At 65.5% G+C, this 16,331-nt stretch carries 13 protein-coding genes; 4 read left to right on the top strand and 9 right to left on the bottom strand.

From position 1 onward, the window contains the following. From AC4BCN_RS01150 to AC4BCN_RS01120, 7 genes are all read right to left on the bottom strand, one after another. A complete protein-coding gene (locus AC4BCN_RS01150; RefSeq protein WP_490492380.1) occupies nt 1-2,439 on the bottom strand; it encodes a heavy metal translocating P-type ATPase in 2,439 nt (812 codons plus the stop codon). Between the two features lie 22 nt (nt 2,440-2,461). Beyond that, nucleotides 2,462-3,229, bottom strand: a complete 768-nt coding sequence (locus tag AC4BCN_RS01145; protein ID WP_319991938.1) for a sulfite exporter TauE/SafE family protein — start codon at nt 3,227-3,229, stop codon at nt 2,462-2,464. A gap of 9 nt (nt 3,230-3,238) precedes the next feature. Beyond that, a complete protein-coding gene (gene hemN / locus AC4BCN_RS01140; protein ID WP_128140668.1) occupies nt 3,239-4,687 on the bottom strand; it encodes an oxygen-independent coproporphyrinogen III oxidase in 1,449 nt (482 codons plus the stop codon). A 24-nt stretch (nt 4,688-4,711) separates the two neighbouring features. Next, the gene (locus AC4BCN_RS01135) at nt 4,712-6,373 is read right to left on the bottom strand and encodes a methyl-accepting chemotaxis protein (protein ID WP_490492379.1); all 1,662 of its coding nucleotides are present in this window, start codon (nt 6,371-6,373) and stop codon (nt 4,712-4,714) included. 195 nt (nt 6,374-6,568) lie between these two features. Beyond that, nucleotides 6,569-8,677, bottom strand: coding sequence for an EAL domain-containing protein (locus tag AC4BCN_RS01130; RefSeq protein ID WP_128140665.1), 2,109 nt, complete (start codon nt 8,675-8,677; stop codon nt 6,569-6,571). Nucleotides 8,678-8,722: 45 nt separating this feature from the next. Then, complete coding sequence (gene yiaA, locus AC4BCN_RS01125) at nt 8,723-9,154, bottom strand: inner membrane protein YiaA (protein ID WP_128140664.1); 432 nt, start codon at nt 9,152-9,154, stop codon at nt 8,723-8,725. 84 nt (nt 9,155-9,238) lie between these two features. Next, complete coding sequence (locus AC4BCN_RS01120) at nt 9,239-10,186, bottom strand: DUF808 domain-containing protein (RefSeq protein ID WP_128140663.1); 948 nt, start codon at nt 10,184-10,186, stop codon at nt 9,239-9,241. 193 nt (nt 10,187-10,379) lie between these two features. Between AC4BCN_RS01120 and AC4BCN_RS01115 the strand changes: the two genes are divergently transcribed. From AC4BCN_RS01115 to AC4BCN_RS01105, 3 genes are all read left to right on the top strand, one after another. Next, nucleotides 10,380-11,021, top strand: a complete 642-nt coding sequence (locus AC4BCN_RS01115) for a LysE family transporter (protein ID WP_490492378.1) — start codon at nt 10,380-10,382, stop codon at nt 11,019-11,021. 107 nt (nt 11,022-11,128) lie between these two features. Beyond that, nucleotides 11,129-12,868, top strand: coding sequence for a DUF6600 domain-containing protein (locus AC4BCN_RS01110; RefSeq protein WP_490492377.1), 1,740 nt, complete (start codon nt 11,129-11,131; stop codon nt 12,866-12,868). Nucleotides 12,869-13,183: 315 nt separating this feature from the next. Next, nucleotides 13,184-13,480, top strand: a complete 297-nt coding sequence (locus AC4BCN_RS01105; RefSeq protein ID WP_034752493.1) for a DUF493 family protein — start codon at nt 13,184-13,186, stop codon at nt 13,478-13,480. Here AC4BCN_RS01105 and gcvA read toward each other — a convergent pair. Next, complete coding sequence (gcvA, locus tag AC4BCN_RS01100; RefSeq protein ID WP_490492376.1) at nt 13,473-14,378, bottom strand: transcriptional regulator GcvA; 906 nt, start codon at nt 14,376-14,378, stop codon at nt 13,473-13,475. The two genes, AC4BCN_RS01105 and gcvA, sit on opposite strands and share 8 nt — an antisense overlap. Nucleotides 14,379-14,486: 108 nt before the next feature. Here gcvA and yfcF point away from each other — a divergent pair, with 108 nt between their 5' ends. Then, nucleotides 14,487-15,119 (top strand): glutathione transferase, encoded by a 633-nt coding sequence (yfcF, locus tag AC4BCN_RS01095; RefSeq protein WP_490492375.1) that lies wholly within the window; start codon nt 14,487-14,489, stop codon nt 15,117-15,119. On the opposite strand, the gene AC4BCN_RS01090 is transcribed toward yfcF, so the two are convergent. Beyond that, entirely contained in the window at nt 15,076-16,278 is a 1,203-nt protein-coding gene (locus AC4BCN_RS01090; RefSeq protein ID WP_490492374.1) for a multidrug effflux MFS transporter, read from the bottom strand. The genes yfcF and AC4BCN_RS01090 overlap by 44 nt on opposite strands. Nucleotides 16,279-16,331 lie beyond the last annotated feature (53 nt).

Below are 16,331 nucleotides of genomic sequence, written 5' to 3'. Positions count from 1 at the left end.
TCAGGCTTTCCGCAGGCGCAGGGCGTTGGCGATGACGACGGCCGAGCTGGCAGCCATGCCGACGCCGGATAGCCAGGGGTTCAAAAAACCCAGCGCGGCGGCCGGGATGGCCGTCAGATTGTACAGGGTGGCCCAGCCCAGGTTCTCGCGGATGATGCGCATGCTGCGCGCAGCCGTCTTCGCCGTGTCGAGCACGGACACCAGTTGGCTCGACAGCAGCACCGTGTCCGCATGCGCCTGCGCCAGCGCGGCGCCGGAACCCATGGCGAAGGACACGTCGGCGCCGCTCAGCACGGCCGCGTCGTTGATGCCGTCGCCCACCATCGCCACAACGGCGCCCGTTGCCTGCAACTGCTGCACGAAATCGAGTTTTTCATCGGGCAGGCATTCGCCGCAGGCCGTGTTGATGCCCAGTTCCGTCGCCACGCTTTGCGTCAGCGCTTCCTGGTCGCCGCTGAGCAGCACGACCTGCTTGCCGCGCCGGTGGAAATACGCGACGACGTCGCGCGCTTCCGGGCGCAGCGCGTCGCTGAGCAGGAAACGCGTGAGCCAGCGGCCCTGCTTGCCCAGGTACAGCGGCGTCATGCCCTGCATGCCGATGGCCGTGTCGCCCAGCGGCGGCCCGGCGATGGCGGCGACAAAGGCCGCGTTGCCCAGGCGGTAGCGCACGCCATCGACGATGCCTTCCAGGCCCTGGCCTTGCACTTCCTGCAACTGTTCCGCATGCGTGCGCGGTTGCTGTCCTGGCAACCCTTCGGCTGCCGCCAGGATCGCCTGCGCCAGCGGATGGGCGCTGCCCGCTTCCAGCGCGGCGGCCACCTGCAGGCAATCGTCCTCGCTCAGGCTGCCGAGCCCTTCGATTTGCCGCAGCACGGGCCGGCCCAGGGTCAAGGTGCCCGTCTTGTCGAAGACGATGTGGGTGGCGCGGTGCAGGGTTTCCAAGACATGCGGCTGGACGATCAGCACGCCGCGCCGCAGCAGGCTGTCGGTGGCGGCCGCCAGCGCCGTTGGCGTGGCAAGCGACAGTGCGCACGGGCACGACACAACCAGCACGGCAATGGCCACGGGCCAGGCCTGTGCCGGGTCATGCCAGCTCCAGAAGGCGAATACGGCGACGGCGAACAGCAGCAGGCCCAGCACGAACCAGGCGGCGACCTTGTCGGCCCACTGCGCGATCTGCGGCTTGCCGCTGCCGGCCCGCTCGATCAGTTTCAATAAATCGGAAAGCGTGCTTTCGCGCGCCGGTTTCAGCACGCGCACAATCAGCGCCGCGCTGGCGTTGATGGCCCCACCCGGCACCTGTTCACCTGTCTTGCGTCGCTGGGCCGCGCTTTCGCCCGTCAGCAGCGACAGGTCCAGCGCACTGCTCCCTTCGATGATGACGCTGTCGGCGGCGATCGCTTCGCCCGGCTTGACCAGGATGACATCGCCCACGGCCAGGCTGCCGGCCGGCACCAGGGTGGTGGCGCGGTTGTCGGGAAAGCCCGCCATCAAGGATGCGGAGGCGGGCAAGGCGTGCTGCAGGCGTTCGAGCGCGGAGGCCGCCTTGCGGCGCGCCTGCAGCTCGAAATAGCGGCTGCACAGCAGCAGGAAAATGAACATCGTGGCCGAGTCGTAATACACCTCGCCGCGGCCCGTGAAGGTCGCCACCACGCTGCCGAAGAAGGCCGCCAGGATACCCAGCGCGACGGGCACGTCCATGCCCAGGGTGCGCGCGCGCAAGCTGGCCCAGGCGCCCTGGAAGAACGGCATGGCGGAGTAAAAGATGGCGGGCAGGGTCAGCAGCAAACTGGCCCAGCGCATCAGGCTGGCCATATTGTCGTCCAAGGTGCCATCCTCGGCCAGGTAGGCGGGCGCCACGTACATCATCACCTGCATCATCGACAGGCCGGCCACGAACAGCTGGCGGCCCAGGATCTTGCTGGCTTTTTGCAGGCGCTCGCCATGGCGCACGGCGTCATACGGATAGGCTGTGTAGCCGACTTGCCGCACGGCTTGCAGGATGTCGCCCGGTTCGCACTGGGCGCGGCTCCAGCGCACGTACAGGCGCTCCGTGGCGACGTTCAGGCTGGCCGCCTGCACGCCGGGCAGGCGCGTCAGCTGGCGCTCGATCAGCCAGACACAGGCGGCGCAGCGGATGCCTTCGACGGACAGGGTCGCTTCGCAGCTGCTGGCGTCGCGCGCGAATTGCGCGTCGTCATTGCTGTACAGGCGCAGTTCGGGCGGTACCATGGTCGCATCGGCCGCATTGACGGCATATTCGTCGCGGTCGCGGTAGTAGGCGCTCTGGCCGATGTCGACGATGGTTTGCGCCACCGCTTCGCAGCCGGGGCAGCACATGGCGCGCGGCACGTCGTCGATGGTGACGTTCCAGCTCGAGCCGCGTGGCACGGGCAAGCCGCAATGGAAGCAGGCGGAGGGTTGTAAAACAGCATTCATAGGTTTGTTTTCATGCGTCTTTTCATGGATGGCCCGTGACGCACAGGGCGTCGAGCCAGCCCAGCGAGACGCCATTCGCGGCGCGCAGCAGGCCCAGCAAGCCAAAGCCCAGCACCAGCAAGCCGCTGGCGATGCGCACGGGACGGCGCTGCATCTGCGTGCGCAAGCGCGTGCCCAGCAAACCCATGCCCAGCAGGGTGGGCAGGGTGCCCAGGCCGAAGGCGGCCATCGTGGCCGCGCCGTTCAGGGCCGAGCCTTGCATCATGGCCGTCAGCAGCGCGCTGTAGACCATGCCGCACGGCACCCAGCCCCACAGCCCACCCACGGCCAGCGCTTTTAACGGCGTATCCATCGGCATCAACGGTTTGAGCAGGGGGCGCACGCGGCGCCAGACGACGTTGCCGGCCGCTTCCAGATGGGCCAGGCCGCGCCAGGCATCCATCAGGTACAGGCCCAAAGCAACGAGCATCAGGTTGGCCAGCCAGTAGCCGGCCACTTGTAGTGACGCCAGGTGTAGCATGCCCGCGCCCGCGAGGCTGCCGGCCAGGGCGCCGGCCAGCATGTAGCTGCCTATACGCCCGCCGTTGTAGGCCAGCACGCGCAGCACGTTCGTTTGCAAGGTGGTTTGCAGGGCGGGCCGTGCCACGGCGATGGCGATCACGGGTCGTGTTGGGGCCGGTGCGCCGCCGCCCAGCGACAGGGCGCCCACGATGCCGCCGCACATGCCGATGCAGTGCACGCTGCCGGCCAGGCCGACGAGGAACATGGGCACGAGGCTGAGGGCGTTCATCGCGTGGCGCTACACCGTTTTCGAGTAGCGCAGCGGCTGCACCGCGTCGGGCGCCGTATTCGCGCGCGCCAGGGTCAGGTAGCGGTCGAAGACCATGCAGATATTGCGAATCAACAAGCGCCCTTTCGGCGTCACCGTCAGCCAGTCTTCCTCGATGACGAGCAAGCCATCGCGCGCCAGTTCGCGCAGCTTGTCCAGCTCGGCGGCGAAATAGCTGCGGAATTTCACGGGGTGCGCTTGCTCGATGCTGGCGATCGACAATTCGAAATTGCACATCAGCATCTGGATGATGATACGGCGCAACAAATCGTCCGTGTCGAGCTTGATGCCGCGCGCGATCGGCAGCACGCCTTCGTCGAGCTTTTCATAGTACGCGTCGAGCGTCTTTTCATTCTGGCTGTAGACGGCGCCGACGGAACTGATGGCCGACACGCCGCAGGCGATCAGGTCCGCTTCCGCGCGCGTCGAATAGCCCTGGAAGTTGCGGTGCAAGCGGCCCTGGCGCTGCGCCACGGCCAGGTCGTCCGTCGGCTTGGCAAAATGGTCCATGCCGATGTAGACATAGCCGGCGGCCGTCAGGCGCGCGATGCACAGGCCCAGCATGGCCAGCTTGGTGGCGCTGTCGGGCATGTCGGCGTCGAGGATGCGGCGCTGCGGCTTGAACAGATGCGGCATGTGCGCGTAGTGGTACAGGGCGATGCGGTCGGGGCTGGCGTTGATCACCTTGCGCAGCGTTTCCGTCATCGTTTCCAGGTTTTGTTTCGGCAAGCCGTAGATCAGGTCGATGCTGATCGAGCGGAAACCGGCGTCGCGCGCCGCTTGCATGATGGCCACCGTTTCCGCTTCCGGCTGGATGCGGTTGACGGCCTTCTGTACGTCGGCGTCGAAATCCTGCACGCCCAGGCTGATGCGGTTGAAACCTTGCGCGCGCAGCGAGAACACGCGCTCGCGCGAGACGGTGCGCGGGTCGATCTCGATCGAATACTCGCCGTCTTCATCGGAAGCGAATTCGAAATGCTGACGCAAATGCGCCATCAGTTCGTCCATCTGCTTTTCGCTCAGGTAAGTGGGCGTGCCGCCGCCGAAGTGCAATTGCTCGATCTGGTTCATGCCGGCAAACAGCTTGCCCTGCATGGCGATTTCCTGTTTCAGGTAGCTGAGATAGGTGGCGGCCTTGCTGCGGTCTTTCGTGATGATCTTGTTGCAGGCGCAGTAGTAGCACAGGGTGTCGCAGAACGGCACGTGCACGTACAGCGACAGCGGACGGCGGCCGCCGCGCATGCGCAGTGCGGCCAGCGCTTCGAGGAAGTTGCCATAGCCAAAGTCGGCATTGAAACGGTCGGCGGTCGGGTAGGACGTGTAGCGGGGGCCGGACTGGCTCATCTTGCCGATGATGACCGGGTCGAATTCGACGACCGCGTCCAGGTCGGCGGAAGCACTGCTGAGTAGTGTAGGCATGATGTGTATGAAGTCTTGAAAGGTTTAGGCGGCCAGGCGTTTCATGGCGGTGGGCTTGCCGGCGTTCGCGGCGCCGCCCTTGCCGCCGGGCGTGGCGACGCGGCGCGGTGGCGGCATCTTGCCGAAATTGAACAGGCTCACGGCTTGCGACAGGCTGGCCGCTTCTTCCGCCAGGCGCGTGGCCGCCGCGGCGGCTTCTTCCACGAGGGCCGCGTTCTGCTGCGTCACCTGGTCCATGTGGGCGATGGCCTGGTTGACCTGGTCGACGCCGATGCTCTGTTCGCGCGAGGCGATCGAGATTTCCTGCATGATGGCCGTCACCTGCTTGACGGAGCTGACCACCTGTTCCATGGTGGCACCGGCGCGGTTCACCTGCAGCATGCCGGCGCCCACCTTGCCGACGGAAATTTCAATCAGTTGCTTGATGTCCTTGGCTGCCACGGACGAGCGCTGCGCCAGGTTGCGCACTTCGCCCGCCACGACGGCAAAGCCCCTGCCCTGCTCGCCGGCGCGCGCCGCTTCCACGGCCGCGTTCAGGGCCAGGATGTTGGTCTGGAAGGCGATGCCTTCGATCAGGCCGATGATGTCGACGATTTTCTTCGACGAGGTATTGATGTCGTCCATGGTGGTGATCACTTCGGAGACGATCTCGCCGCCCTGCACGGCCACTTTCGAGGCAGCCACGGCCAGTTCATTTGCCTGTACCGAGTTGTCCGCGTTCTGTTTCACGGTCGACGAGAATTCCTCGATGCTCGAAGCCGTCTCTTCCAGGCTGGCCGCCTGCGATTCCGTGCGGCCCGACAAGTCCATATTGCCGACGGCAATTTGCTTGGTGGCCACGGCCATGGTTTCCACGTTGATGCGCACGTCGCGGATGGTGGCGATCAGGTTGCTGTTCATCTGTTGCAGCGCGCGCAGCAATTGCCCCATTTCATCCGTGCTGTCCGTTTCGAAACTGCCCGACAGGTCGCCTGCGGCAATCGCCCGCGCGCCGTTCAGGGCCTTGCCCAGCGGCTTGAGCACAGACATGCGCAAGGTGTACCAGAGGAAAACGTTGATCAGGAAACCGAACAGGGTGGCGCCGAAGATGGCGTAATTGGTGATCTTGCCGCCGCTGGCAAACAGGCTGATGACGCACACCAGCAGCTGCAGGCAGTTGACGATGGAGGTGGCGGCCCAGATGCGCAGGTTGAGCGACATGTGCGTCAGGTTGTGCAGCAGGTGCGCCAGGCCCGGGCGCACGATCTGGCCGTGCTTGATGACGATGTTGCCGCCTTCCTTGTTGCGGATGGCCGCGTAGGCTTCCTCGGCCGCTTTCACCTGATCTTTGTCCGCTTTCACGCGCACGGACATGTAGCCGATGGTCTTGCCCGCTTCGCGGATCGGCGTGACGTTGGCGCGCACCCAGTAAAAGTCGCCGTTCTTGCAGCGGTTCTTGACCAGGCCCGTCCACGGCGTGCCGGCCTGGACCGAGGCCCACAGGTCGGCAAACGCTTCGGCCGGCATGTCCGGGTGGCGCACGATGTTCTGGGGCGAACCGAGCAGCTCGGCCTCGCTGAAGCCGCTGACCTGGCTGAAGTACGGGTTCACATACACGATATTGCCGTTCATATCCGTTTTCGACACGATGGCCTGATCGTCCAGGACGAGGACTTCACGGTTAGTCACTGGCAAATTTTGTCGCATGGTCGCGGCTTCCTGATCAGTTGAATAGCTAATTGGTGAGTAAGACTTGCACGATTGCAAGAATGGAGATCAGTGTAAGGAGTCGCCTGCGCAAATTTATTGATGTAGATCAAAATCCTCCAGATTGGTCGGGTTTGCACGCATCTAGCAATAGCAATGCCCCATTGTTTCCGGCCTGCGAGTTGACGCTGCCAGCTAGTCGCTGCCCGCCGTCAGCGGGCGCAGGCTGCCCACGGCGTAGCCTTGCGCGTAATCGATGCCCAGCTCGCGGATGACGGCCAGGGTGGCGTCGTCTTCCACGTATTCGGCCACTGTTTTCAAGCCCATCACGTGGCCCACTTCATTGATGGCCTTGACCATGGCGCGGTTGATGGCGTTGCTGGCGATGTCGCGCACGAAGACGCCGTCGATCTTCAGATAGTCGACGGGCAGCGCCTTCAGGTAGCCGAACGAGGAAAAGCCGCTGCCGAAGTCGTCGAGCGAGAAGCGGCAGCCCATGGCCTTGAGCTGGCGCATGAACACTTGCGCCTTGGGCAGGTTGGCGATGACGGCCGTTTCCGTGATTTCAAAGCAGAGCTGCTCGGGTGCGATGGCGAATTGCACGAACTGCTCGGTGATGTAGTCGTGCAAGCCGGCATCGGCCAGCGACATGCCCGACAGGTTGACGGAATACAGGGCCGGTGCGCGGCGCCGGCTTTCCGCCATCGCTTCGATCGGCGGCAGGCTGTCGCGTACGCTCTCGATATGCGCGCAGACGGCGCGGATGACCCAGCGGTCGATGGACAGCATCATGTCGTAGCGTTCGGCGGCGGGGATGAAGGCGCCCGGCAAGATCAGGTCGCCCTGGCTGTTGCGGATGCGGATCAGCACTTCGTCGTGGTGTTCCTGGCTGTCGTGCAGGTGCACGATGGGCATGGCGTACAGGCGGAAATAATCGTGGGCGAACGCTTCGTTCAGGCGCGAAATCCACAGCATTTCGCCGTGCCGCTGCGCCAGCATGACGTCCGATTCCTGGTAGACGTGGATGCGGTTGCGGCCCTGCTCCTTGGCCAGGTAGCAGGCTTGGTCGGCGGCGCTCAGCAGCTCGCTCATGGACTTGCTGTCCTGGCTGATTTCGACCATGCCGATGCTCACGCCCAGCTCAAAACTGCGGCTATCCCAGGCGAAACGGAAATCGCGGATGGACTGGCGCAGCTGTTCGCCGATCACGCGTGCGTGATCGAGCGGGCAGTGCGGCAGCAGCACGCCCAGTTCGTCGCCGCCCAGGCGCGCGAGGATGTCGCTGTCGCGCATTTGTGCCTGCAGCATTTTCGCCAGCAGTTGCAGCAGCACGTCTCCGGCGCCGTGGCCGCAGGTATCGTTGATGACCTTGAACTGGTCCAGGTCCAGGTACAGCAGCGCATGCACGTGGCCATCCTGCTTGGCCGTGTGCAGGGCGCCAGCGACCAGGTGTTCGAATTCGCGCCGGTTGATCAGGCCCGTCAGGGTGTCGTGCGTGGCGTGCCACGACAGTTGCTGGCTCAGCTTGCGCTCATGGCTGACGTCGCGGAACACGACGACGGCGCCGAGGATGTCGCCGTCGCGCGACCAGATGGGCGCGGCCGAGTCTTCCACGGCGATGCGCCGCCCGTCGCGCGTGACCAGCTGCGAGTGCGCTGAAATGCCGATGGCCTGGCGCTGCTGCAGGCATTTGTATGCCACGTGCTCGAGCGCTTCGCCCGTGCGTTCGTCAGCCAGCGGCAAGGTCTGGCAAATATCCATGCCGCGTGCCAGTTCGTTGCTCCAGCCCGTCAATTGCTCGGCCACCCGGTTCAGGTAGCGCGTCTTGCCGTACGGATCGGTGGTGATGACGCCGTCGCCGATGGAGCTGAGTGTCACTTCGGCCAATTCCTTGCGCTCGGCGATCAGCAGTTCGCGCAGCATGTGCTCGGTGATATCCCAGATGATGCCCAGGGTGCGGTCGGGCTGGCCGTCCGCATCCGTGAACACTTGCGCCTTGGCCGCCAGCCAGCGTTCGCTGCCATCGGGCCAGACGACGCGGTACTGCAGGGCGTAGCCGTCGCGCTGGCGCACGGCTTCCTGCATCACCTCGAGTACCTTGCCCTGGTCATCCACGTGGACGAAGCCGAGAAAGGTGCGAAATGGCTGCGTCAGGGCCTGCTCTTCCAGGCCCAGCAAGGCGGCGCCCTTGGCCGACCAGCTGACCGTGCCGTCGATGACCTGGCCATCGATGAGGCGCGAATCCCAGATCGCCATGTGCGCCGCCTCCAGCGCCATCTGCAAACGTTTTTGCTGGTCGCTCATCGTCCTCTCCCGAGATGGATATAAGGATAGATACGCGGCTGGTGTTTAAGTTCCCGGTATCTCGGCGGGCGTCGCGGCCGAGGCACGCGCCACGTCGCGCACATTCTTTTGCACGGCCACGGCCGCAAACAGACTGAGCAGGAATGCCATCGCGTAGAAACCCTTCTCACTGTTCTGCAGGGTGGCATTCCACAGGCCGACCGTCAGCAGCAGCAAGGCCAGCAGCACGGAAATCCAGCACAGGCCAAAGTAAATGCCCGTCACGGCGATGCCTTCGGCGCGGTCGCGCACGGATTTCTGCAGCGAGATGGCGGCGAACAGGCCGTACATGAGGATCGTGAAGTAATAGCCCTTCTCGTTGAGCGCCATGCTGGCGTTCCACAGGCCGGACAGGTAGGTGATGACGCCGATCAGCAATGCCGCCCAGGAGGCGCCGATAAAGGCGCTGCTGGGACGTTGGATGGGGGAAGTCTGCATAGGGTCTCCATGGACGGACGGCGCCGCCGGCATGGCCGGGGCGGCAGGCACGGATGCGCCTGCCGTCCCATCAGACCAGAAAGCCTATTTGCTTGGCTTGACCATGCGCAACAAAGCCGACACGGCCGTGACGCCGGCCAGCACCAGGCCACCGGCGATGAGGCCGGCTACCGCGTTGATCAGGCTGGGCGTGACGGCTGCCAGCACGGGGCCGATGCCGGCCACGCCGCCGACGGCTGCTTCCGCATGGTGCAGCATGCCGCTGGCCCACGGCCAGCCGTGCGTCAGAATGCCGCCGCCGACCATGAACATGGCCAGGGTGCCCACGACGGAGAGAAATTTCATCAGTTTCGGCGCCGCCGACACGAGCATGCGGCCAAAGCCGCGCACGCCGTCCATCAGCGCGCCCGCGCCCTTGCGCGCAGCCAGGTAAAAGCCCGCGTCATCGAGCTTGACGATGCCGGCCACCAGGCCGTACACGCCCACCGTCATGAGAAGGGCGATGCCGACGACGACGGCCACCTGCTCGGCGAAGGTGGCCGCGGCCACCGTGCCCAGCGCGATGACGATGATTTCCGCCGATAAGATGAAGTCGGTGCGGATGGCGCCCTTGATCTTGTCCTTTTCCAGCGCGACGAGGTCGACCTGCGGGTCGCGCAGCGCCTGGGCCAGCTCGGCCTTGTGGCTGTCGTCCGGATGCAGGTATTTGTGGGCGATCTTTTCGAAGCCTTCGAAGCACAGGTAGGCGCCGCCCACCATCAAGAGCGGCGTGATGGCCCACGGCGCAAACGCGCTGATGGCCAGCGCGGCGGGCACGAGGATGGCCTTGTTCTTCAGCGAACCGACGGCGACGGCCCAGACGACGGGCAATTCGCGTTCGGCGCGCACGCCGGCCACTTGCTGTGCGTTCAGGGCCAGGTCGTCACCAAGCACGCCGGCCGTCTTCTTGGCGGCCACCTTGGTCATCAGGGAAACGTCGTCGAGGATGCTGGCGATGTCGTCGAGCAGGGCCAACAGGCTGGAGCCGGCCATCTCAGCGCGCTCCCGCTTTGGTGGCAGGGAATCGTGGAGCGAGGAAAGTGTTGTTTTTCATGATGTTATTCTTGGTTGTACGGCAAGGGATGGCCCAGGTAAGGCATGACTGCGATCTTACCTCAGGGCGGGCCGGCAAGGCCGCACTGACCGGGTTAAAATTGTTGATCGCCACCATTTTTTTGGAAACCGCATGCACTTCGCCACCTGGATCACCTTTGTCATCGCCGCCTCCATCATCGCCGTCTCGCCCGGCTCGGGCGCCGTGCTGTCGATGTCGCACGGCCTGTCGTACGGGGTGAAAAAGGCCAGCGCGACGATTTTCGGCCTGCAACTGGGGCTGCTGGTGGTGCTCGGTATCGCTGGCGCCGGCGTCGGCTCCTTGCTGCTGGCCTCCGAAGTGGCCTTCAATATCGTCAAGACGGTGGGCGCGCTGTATTTGATCTACCTGGGCCTGTCGCAATGGCGCGCCAAGGTGGCGGTGGCCGGCGACCTGCATGCCGACGCTGTGGTTCCGTCCTGGCGCCGGCGCGTGCTGACGGGTTTTCTGACCAACGTGACGAATCCGAAAGGCATCATTTTCATGGTGGCGGTGCTGCCGCAATTCATCAGTCCCGCGTCGCCGCTGCTGCCGCAATTGCTGATCCTGGCCGTTACGATGTGCACGATCGACCAGATCGTCATGCACAGCTACGCTTTCCTCGCTTCGTCGATGCAGCGTTTTTTCCGCGATGCGAAGGCCGTGAAAAAGCAGAACCGCTTCTTTGGCGGCTTGCTGATGGCTGTCGGCGCGGCCCTGTTCTTCGTCAAGCGCGGTGGCCAGGCAGCATCCTGAACGAAGTCGATATGCAAACATTTGTAAGCCCGCTTGCGGTACTTGCCCGATAGGACTGTAATCAGCCTGTTGTCTTCCTTTCATCTGCGTCCTGCCTGGAGCGCGCCATGCGTCCGACCCTGCCCCTGCTGAAAACCATCTGCGCCGTGCTGCTGTCGTCGGCGTGCTCGCTGGCGCTGGCCGAGGACCCGCCCGCGCGCGTGGGGCGTATTTCCACCGTCGAAGGGCAGGTGCTGGTGCGCGCCGGCGATGGCGATGCGCAAAACGCCCTGCTGAACTGGCCCGTCACGACGGATAACCGGCTCAGTACCATGCGCGGCGCGCTGGCGGAATTTCGCGTGGGTGCGGCCGCCGTGCGACTCGATGGCGATTCCGAGCTGGAAGTGAGCGAGCTCGATGACGACAGTTTCAAATTGCACCTCAGCTATGGCACGGTCAGCGTGCGCGTGCGCAATCCCGACGCGCTGCGCGGCTTCGAGCTGACCACCGCCCAGGCGCGCGTGATATTGACCCAGCCGGGCTGGGTGCGCATTGATGCGGGGCGCCAGCCCGGCACCAGCGTCGTCAGCGTGCTTGACGGGGCGGCCGACGTGGATGGCGCGACGGGCAGCGTGACCTTGCGTGCCGGCAAGCGCGCCGAGCTGACGGACGAGGAGCTGCGCACGGGCGCCTTGCAGCGGATCGCCTTCGACAACTGGCCCGAAACCTTGCCCGCCGCCGCGCCGGCCTTGCGCTATGTCACCGACGATACGACCGGCTATGAAGAGCTGGACCGCTACGGCGCCTGGCAGGAAGACGCGCAATACGGCCCCTTGTGGCTGCCCAGCGCGGTGCCGGCCGGCTGGGCGCCGTACAGCGACGGGCGCTGGACGTGGATCGCGCCGTGGGGCTGGACCTGGGTCGACAATGCGCCGTGGGGTTATGCGCCCTCGCACTACGGCCGCTGGGTGCTGCTGGGCCACCGCTGGGGCTGGGCCCCGGGCCGCGAACGTGGCCGCGTGCCCTGGGCGCCGGCGCTGGTGGGCTGGGTCGGCGGTACGCATGGACCACATAACGGGCCACAGCATGGCCAGCGCCCCGGCGTCGGCTGGTTTCCTTTGTCGCCGCACGAGCGCTACGTGCCCGGCTACCGCGCCAGCGCCGAGTATGAACGCCGCATCAACCGGATGGCCGAAGGGCGCCGCCCCGTGGCGGGCGAGCGCGAACGGCGCGAAGGCATGACGATGCTGCCCGGTGAACGTTTTGGCGGCTCGCGGACGGTCGACGTGCCGCGCCGCAACCGCACCACCATGCCGCCGCCCGTCATGCAAAGCTTGCCGTTGAGCACGGCGCCTGCGCCGGCCGGCAACTGGCAGCGTCCCGTCGAGCCGAGGGAGCCCCGGCGCGACTGGGTCAACCGTCCCGGCCGCTTGCAGACGGACGATGGCCTGACGCACATGGCGCCGCGTCCCATGCAGCCGAACCGGCCGCCCGTTCCGGCCCAGCCGCCGGTGCCGCCGCAGCCCCTGATGCCGGCCATGCCAGCCATGCCGGCCTTGCCGCCCGTGCAAGATCATGTGGCCCGGCCCGGATGGCGTGGCGAGGAGCGGCCCCGCGCCGACTGGCACCGCGCCGAGCGTGCTCCCCGCCGCGAGGTGCTGCAGACGGCGCCGCCTGTCTTGCCTGCCCCGCCGCCCGTGGCCCAGCCGCGGCCCGCGCCGCCGCCGATGCCGGCCCCTGCCGCCCGTCCGCCCCAGGAAGCGCGCGGTGCCGAGCGCGCCAATCCGCCGCGTGAGCGCAACCATGAGCGTCACAACGAGCGCGGCGGTCCCGGCCGCAATGGCCGGATGCAGGAAGTGGAGCGCTGACGGCGGTGCCGTCTGTCGCGCCGTATCGACGTTCAAGCCGCGAAATGCGCAGTTCGTCACATACCGGAGGTAAAGCCGCCGTCGTTTGTCTACAGTACGACCACTGCTTATCCTCCAAGTGACAGCATCGCTTTTCCGGCTATTTTGTCCAAACGAAATAGTTTTCGCCAGCTTACAAAGCTGGCTTTTTTTTTGCCTTGCCGTCTGCGCCATGGCGGCCGGCGCAGCCGCCCTCAAAGTTGGCTACAATACGCTTTTATGCAGCCGCCGCGCGATAAGCGCTGCCTGTTCTGACCGGCACTGATTGGATTTCCCATGCAAACGACCCCACCGACCGAAGTGACGATTCCTCCCAGCGAATCGCTGATCGAATACCCGAGCGATTTTCCCATCAAGATCATGGGCCCGACGCATGTCGATTTCGCGCCGACCATGCTGGAACTGGTCATCAGCCACGATCCGACTTTCCACGCAGGCCGCATGGAAGAGCGCCCATCGGGCAAGGGCAATTACACGGGCCTGACCGTCACCGTGCGCGCCATCAGCCGCGAGCAGCTCGACGCCCTGTACACGGCGCTGTCGGGCCACCCGATGGTCAAGATCGTCATGTAAGCAAGGTGGGCGCTTCGCGCGCCCGGAAGGCGGCGATTTCTTCGCCCAGCCAGGCACGGAAGGCGCGCACCGGCTCGCGCTGCGCCGCAGCGGGCGGGCTGACCAGGTAATACGCGTCGGCGCAGGGCACGGCAATATCGAACAGGCGCACCAGCCGCCCCGCCGCTACCTCCTGCAGCGCCACCACATGGCGCACCAGCGCCACGCCGTCGCCATCGATGGCCGAGCGTATCAGCATCGACAAATCCTCGTACAGTACGCCGCCCACGGGCTCGGCCAATGGCAAGCCGGTCGCTGCCAGCCATGGCCGCCACGGTTCGAGCGAGCGCAGCAAGGTCGCCTGCGCCAGTTCGCCCGGCGTGGCCGGCAAGTTGCCGCCCCGGTAATGGGGACTGCAGACGGGGTAATACACGTCGCCCATCAGTGGCTGCACCAGCAAGCCCGGATAATGGCCGCGGCCGAAGCGGATCCCCACGTCGATGCCCTCGCCTTCCAGGTCCTGCAAGGCGCCGCTCGTTTGCAGCAGCACTTCGATGCCGGGATGACGTTCGATGAAATGCCCGAGGCGCGGCGCCAGCCAGCGCGCCGCAAACGACGGAATCGCCGTGATCGTCAACCGCGTATTGGCGGGCGCGGGCCGCAGCGCTTGCGCCGCCTTGGCGATCTCCGTAAAAGCCTTGCCCAGCACCAGCGCAAATTGCCGTCCCTGCGGCGTGACCGTCACATGGCGGCCGTTGCGCAGGAACAGCAGCACGCCCAGTTCCTCTTCCAGCTTGCGCACCTGGTGGCTGATGGCGCCGTGCGTCAAGTACAGTTCCTCGGCCGCGCGCGAAAAATTGCCGTGGCGGGCAGCCGCCTCGAAGGCGCGCAATGCTGAAAAATTGGGCAGTCTGGACATGGCGGTTTATGTGAATAAAAATAACAAGAACAACGAATATAACTCGTTTTGTTAGCTTCACACGGCGCTTTATGATGAATCCTGTTCACTTACCCACAGGAATCCGCCATGTCCCTCATTTTGTATGTCGACCGCAACCGCATCAGCCCGTACGCCCTGTCCGCCTTTGTCGCCCTGAGCGAAAAGCGGGTTTCCTTCACCGTGCAGGACGTCGACCTGGACGCGGGCGCGGCGCGCCAGCCGCCATTCAGCACCCTGAGCCTGACGCAGCGCGTGCCTGCTATCGACCATGATGGCTTTATCGTGACGGAATCGAACGCCATTGCTGATTACCTCGACGACGTCTTTGCCGCGCCCGACTATCCATCCGTGCTGCCGCGCGACGTACGCCAGCGGGCGCGGGCGCGGCAAGTGCAGGCGTGGCTGCGCAGCGATCTGCTGGCGCTGCGCAACGAGCGCGATTCCACCGTCGTGTTCCACCCGTCCCGCGCGGACCATGCGTCGCTGTCGCCGGCGGCGCAGGCCGCGGCCGCCAAGCTGCTGCAGATCGCGGGCGAACTTGTGCACGGTGATTACCTGGCTGGCGCCTGGAGCATCGCCGACACGGATCTGGCCCTGATGCTGTTGCGTTTGATCAAGAGCGGCGAGCCCGTACCCCCTGCCCTGCGCGACTATGCGCTGGCCCAGTGGCAGCGCGCTAGCGTGCAGCAGTGGCTGGCGCAGGTGCCGTTGCCGATTTAGTCAGCCGCCACACGAGGGCAAAGGCCGCGCTGGCGGCCGCCGTCACCCACAGCAGCGGCTTTTCGCTGCCGTCCGTGATGGCGGCGATGACGGCGCCGCAAGCGGCCGTGATGAGCATCTGCACGAAGAAGAACAGGCCCGAGGCGCTGCCCGCCTGGTCGCCATACGGCTGCAGCACGGCCAGCTGGCAGGCGGGAATCGCCATGCCCACCGACACCATCACCAGCAGCATCGGCCCCACCAGCGAGGCCACGTGCTGTGGCGCCAACGTACCCGCCAGCAACAGGCTGGCCGCGCCCGCCACATTGATCAGCACCGCCACGCCCAGCATGTAATCGGCGCCCAGGCGCGGTCCCAGCGCGCGAAACAGGCTCGATCCGGCGATATAGCCGCTGACCGTCAGCGCGAACACGAGCGCATATGCGTGCGGCGACAGATGCATACCCCTTTGCAACAGCACGGACGATTCCGCGATGAACGGGAAATACGTGCAATACACGCAGCCGATGGCCAGCGCATAGCGCAGGAAATACGCATCGCCCAGCAGGCGGCGGTACAGCACCAGGGTATTTCCTTGTGGCGCGACGCTGGCCGGCCTGGTTTCCGGCACATACGCGGCGATCAGCCCCAGCGACAGTGCCCCCAGCAGGCACAGCACGCCAAACACGGCGCGCCAGCCGAATGCCGCGTCGAGCACGCTGCCGGCCAGCGGCGCGAGGATAGGCGACAAGCCCATCACCATCGAGATTCTCCCCAGCATGCGCGCCTGCGTGGCGGGATCGAAGCGGTCGCGCACCATGACCCGGCCGATGATGGTGCCGCTGCAGCCGCCGAACGCCTGCAGCACGCGCGCGGCGATCAGCACGTGCACGTCGCTGGTCACGGTGCAGACGATGCTGGCGAGCACAAAAATGCCCGTGCCGGCCAGCAGCACGGGACGGCGTCCGTAGCGGTCGGCCAGCGGCCCGCAAGCGAGCATCGAAGCGGCCGAGCCGGCCATGAACAGGCTCAAGGTCAGTTGTAACTGGGCATCGCTGGCATGCAGGGCATCGGCCATGGCCGGCAGCGAAGGTAAATAGATGTCGATGCTGATGCGCGACAGGCAGACCAGCAGCAGCACGATGCCGCCCCAGGCCCATACAGCGATTTGTTTCTGCATTGTTTACACGGTCCATACAAGCGTGCGCCCCGCTGGCGCACCGGAACGGTGAG

It is taken from the genome of Janthinobacterium sp. Bl 1, assembly GCF_058215535.1.
The sequence above is the reverse complement of the archived record's forward strand: the minus strand, read 5'-3'. Positions and strand labels throughout refer to the sequence as shown.

What these genes read in the sequence shown, in the direction of transcription:
- AC4BCN_RS01150 (WP_490492380.1), bottom strand. Translation starts at nt 2,439, where the DNA reads ATGAATGCTGTTTTACAACCCTCCGCCTGCTTCCATTGCGGCTTGCCC.
- AC4BCN_RS01145 (WP_319991938.1), bottom strand. Translation starts at nt 3,229, where the DNA reads ATGAACGCCCTCAGCCTCGTGCCCATGTTCCTCGTCGGCCTGGCCGGC.
- hemN (WP_128140668.1), bottom strand. Translation starts at nt 4,687, where the DNA reads ATGCCTACACTACTCAGCAGTGCTTCCGCCGACCTGGACGCGGTCGTC.
- AC4BCN_RS01135 (WP_490492379.1), bottom strand. Translation starts at nt 6,373, where the DNA reads ATGCGACAAAATTTGCCAGTGACTAACCGTGAAGTCCTCGTCCTGGAC.
- AC4BCN_RS01130 (WP_128140665.1), bottom strand. Translation starts at nt 8,677, where the DNA reads ATGAGCGACCAGCAAAAACGTTTGCAGATGGCGCTGGAGGCGGCGCAC.
- yiaA (WP_128140664.1), bottom strand. Translation starts at nt 9,154, where the DNA reads ATGCAGACTTCCCCCATCCAACGTCCCAGCAGCGCCTTTATCGGCGCC.
- AC4BCN_RS01120 (WP_128140663.1), bottom strand. Translation starts at nt 10,186, where the DNA reads ATGGCCGGCTCCAGCCTGTTGGCCCTGCTCGACGACATCGCCAGCATC.
- AC4BCN_RS01115 (WP_490492378.1), top strand. Translation starts at nt 10,380, where the DNA reads ATGCACTTCGCCACCTGGATCACCTTTGTCATCGCCGCCTCCATCATC.
- AC4BCN_RS01110 (WP_490492377.1), top strand. Translation starts at nt 11,129, where the DNA reads ATGCGTCCGACCCTGCCCCTGCTGAAAACCATCTGCGCCGTGCTGCTG.
- AC4BCN_RS01105 (WP_034752493.1), top strand. Translation starts at nt 13,184, where the DNA reads ATGCAAACGACCCCACCGACCGAAGTGACGATTCCTCCCAGCGAATCG.
- gcvA (WP_490492376.1), bottom strand. Translation starts at nt 14,378, where the DNA reads ATGTCCAGACTGCCCAATTTTTCAGCATTGCGCGCCTTCGAGGCGGCT.
- yfcF (WP_490492375.1), top strand. Translation starts at nt 14,487, where the DNA reads ATGTCCCTCATTTTGTATGTCGACCGCAACCGCATCAGCCCGTACGCC.
- AC4BCN_RS01090 (WP_490492374.1), bottom strand. Translation starts at nt 16,278, where the DNA reads ATGCAGAAACAAATCGCTGTATGGGCCTGGGGCGGCATCGTGCTGCTG.